General features: G+C 58.8%; 4 protein-coding genes. 3 read left to right on the top strand and 1 reads right to left on the bottom strand.

Features of this window, described 5'->3' with window-relative positions; genetic code table 11:
* Window positions 1–7 precede the first annotated feature (7 nt).
* Window positions 8–634 carry a class I SAM-dependent methyltransferase gene (locus tag NW838_RS12025; protein ID WP_414428107.1) on the bottom strand — a complete coding sequence of 209 codons (627 nt, stop codon included), beginning with the start codon at window positions 632–634 and terminating at the stop codon, window positions 8–10.
* Window positions 635–810: 176 nt separating this feature from the next.
* Between NW838_RS12025 and NW838_RS12020 the strand changes: the two genes are divergently transcribed.
* From NW838_RS12020 to NW838_RS12010, 3 genes are all read left to right on the top strand, one after another.
* Window positions 811–1,542, top strand: coding sequence for a M50 family metallopeptidase (locus NW838_RS12020; protein ID WP_414428106.1), 732 nt, complete (start codon window positions 811–813; stop codon window positions 1,540–1,542).
* 131 nt (window positions 1,543–1,673) lie between these two features.
* Window positions 1,674–1,814: a hypothetical protein gene (locus NW838_RS12015; protein ID WP_414357497.1), complete on the top strand. Its 141-nt coding sequence runs from the start codon at window positions 1,674–1,676 to the stop codon at window positions 1,812–1,814.
* 139 nt (window positions 1,815–1,953) lie between these two features.
* Entirely contained in the window at window positions 1,954–3,069 is a 1,116-nt protein-coding gene (locus NW838_RS12010) for a glycosyltransferase family 4 protein (protein WP_414357496.1), read from the top strand.
* The last annotated feature ends 61 nt before the right edge of the window (window positions 3,070–3,130 follow it).

The following is a 3,130-nucleotide window of genomic DNA, read 5'->3' as shown; positions in this document are numbered from 1 at the left end:
CAGGCTCCTATCGCGAATGGGCTTGGATCACATGTAGGGCTCCCCCAGAGTGCAAGGTTTGCCGGATGGACTGCCACCCCTGCTGATGCAAATACTCGGGCAAATCCAGCTTGAGCAGCTCCCAAGCGGTCTCGGTTTCAAAAAGGGCCAGAAAGAGGGCCAGACCAGGCCAGATCAGGGGTTGCCGAGGCGCATGCAGATCCAGGATCAAGAGTCCTCCCCCCGGCTTGAGCACCCGCCACACTTCCCGCAGCACCTGCTCCAAATCTGCGAAGGACAATTCGTGCAGGGCTAAGCTGGTATGCACCCAATCAAAGCTGGCATTGGGAAAGGGCATATCCTGGGCAAAGGCTTCCACAAATTCCACCTTGGGGAGGCGTTTGCGGGCCGCTGCCAGGGCTCTTGGTGAAGCATCCAACCCAATAACCTGCTGGCTCAGCTCCGCCAACAGTGGGGTCACTTCAGCCGGGCCACAGCAGAGATCCAACACCCGATCCTGGGGATGAATCTGGATCCCTTGCATGGGCAATCTCCGCAACCGCTCATATCCGCCCACTGCCAGGGCAGCCCCGCGACTGATGCTGCGGTAAAGCCAAGGAAATTGATAGCTCCAATCCCGCAGGAAGGTGGCCATCGCCAGGGATCCCTCAGAGTCTTTTTCAGCCTACCTGACCTACATCCATTGCAAACTGGTTTGAGACATATGTTTTTCTGGATTTTCTCGGGGTTGGCTTGGAACTCTCCTCTGCCGGCAGTCGTCTAAGAAGACGAGGCGTTTTAGGCTTTTTTCTGTCTACCCACTGCTGCTCTATGACTCAGTTTGAGCTGCCTCCCTCCCCTTCCGAGAAACCTGGCCGGCACAGCTTGGTTTGGTTGGTGGCTGCTGCAGGTCTGACGGTCTTGCTCTGGCAGCTCCCCTGGGGCAACTATATCCTCTACCCCTTTACGATTCTGGCCACCTGGTTTCATGAGATGGGCCACGGCTTGACGGCAGTGCTGTTGGGTGGGAAGTTTCATCGTCTGGAGATCTATCCCGACGGGTCGGGGTTGGCCTTTCACAGTGGGCACTTGTTTTTGGGGCCGGTGGGTCGAGCTTTGGTGGCCGCCGGTGGGCCAATGGGGCCCCCAATGGCCGGGGCGGTTTTTATCCTGGCTTCTCGTCGTCAAGGTACGGCCCAGTTGGGGTTGTTGGCTTTGGGATCCCTGCTGTTGCTATCGACGCTGCTCTGGGTTCGCTCTCCCTTTGGCCTCCTGTTCCTCTTGGGTATGGGTTTGGGGATCCTGGCGGTAGCTCGCTGGGCCTCCCCCTGGCTGCGGGGCTTTGCCGCACAATTTTTGGGGGTGCAGGCCTGTGTGAGCACCTACCACCAGCTCGACTACTTGTTTACGGCCTCTGCCGTGATCAATGGGCAGGTGATCCACTCCGATTCCAGCCAAATTGCCCAAAACTTGTTCTTGCCCTACTGGTTTTGGGGAGGGGTGATGGCGGTCTCTTCTTTGGTGCTGCTGATAACCAGCTTGCAGCTGACGTTCCGGGACTAGCCGGCAGGGGGCAAAGCCGCAATTTTGGCAGTGATTTGTGTCACGCAAAAATCCGTCCTCCATCACTGCCCAGTCGAGAAAACCGCCGCTACAGTAATGGGCAAGAGGAGTGAGGAGCTGAGGAGTGGAGCATGTGGCGGGATATTATCGGGCTGGCCCTGGCGGCGACCCTACTGTTGATCAGCAAAACCGCCGCAGACACGCTGGGCCAAAGCCAGGTGCAGACTTTCACCGAACCTGAGCCAACGCCCCATTCTTTTCCGGTGGAGTGAGGTACTCAAGTCTGCTGACGGAGGTCGTAGCAGCGTTGCCGTTTTGTGCAACACTCATTCTAGAGTCTTTAAGGGCTCCGTCCGAGTAGCGCGGTCGCAGCAGCGTTGCGGAGCAATAACAGTAGGCTTGGGATCCCTGATGCGCATAGCCCTGTTTACGGAGACGTTTCTGCCCAAGGTGGACGGCATTGTTACCCGCCTCTGCCACACGGTGCGTCACCTAACCGCTCGTGGTAACTCGGTGCTCATCGTCGCGCCCCGGGGAGCCCCGCGGCGGTTTGCACGGGCACGGGTCTACGGGATCCCGGGGATGCCGCTGCCTTTGTATCCAGAGTTGAAGCTGGCTGCCCCCGGCCCGGCCATCGGCAAGTTGCTCAGCCGTTTCCGACCGGATGTGATCCACGTGGTGAACCCGGCAGTTTTGGGATTGGGGGGCCTCTACTACAGCCAGACGATGGGGATCCCGCTGGTGGCCTCCTACCATACCCATCTGCCGAAGTATCTGCAGCATTATGGGCTGGGCTTTCTGGAGGGGGTTTTGTGGAATCTCCTGAAGCTGGGGCACAATTTGGCGCGGGTCAATCTTTGCACCTCGACGGCCATGATGCAGGAGCTGAGCGCCCACGGCATTGAGCGGGTGCAACTGTGGCAGCGGGGAGTGGACACGGAGTTGTTTCATCCCCAGGCGGCCAGTTCAGAAATGCGGGCTCGGCTCACGGCGGGGCAACCGGAACGGCCTCTCTTGCTCTACGTGGGACGGCTTTCGGCTGAGAAGGAAGTGGGGCGGATCCGGGTCTTGTTGGAGCAGATCCCCCAAGCCCGCTTGGCTATTGTGGGAGATGGGCCAGAGCGGGGATCCCTGGAGCAACATTTTGCCGGCTACGATGTGGTGTTTACGGGCTATCTGCAGGGGGAGTCTCTGGCAGCGGCCTTTGCTTCGGCGGATTTGTTCGTGTTCCCCTCCCGCACCGAGACCTTGGGGCTGGTTCTGTTGGAAGCCATGGCTGCCGGTTGTCCGGTGATCGCCCCCCGCTGCGGCGGCATTACCGATGTGGTGGACAGTGGGCGCAATGGCTTTCTGTTCGATCCCAATTCGGATAGCGACTTTGTCCAGGTTACCCAGCAACTCCTGAGCAGCGTCGGGCAGCGACAGCTCTTCCGACAGCAAGCCCGCCAAGAGGCAGAACGTTGGAGCTGGTCGGCAGCCACCCAACAGTTGGAAGGCTACTACCGGGCTGTTATTGCCGCCGATTAGCGGTGCGGAGCATGACTCTAGTCAATAATAAGCTCAACTATACTGAAAATAATGTATAATA

Source organism: Synechococcus sp. R55.2 (assembly GCF_047462075.1).
Classification (GTDB): Bacteria; Cyanobacteriota; Cyanobacteriia; order Thermostichales; family Thermostichaceae; genus Thermostichus.
Note: the sequence above shows the minus strand (reverse complement) of the source record. Positions and strands in the feature narration are given on the sequence as shown.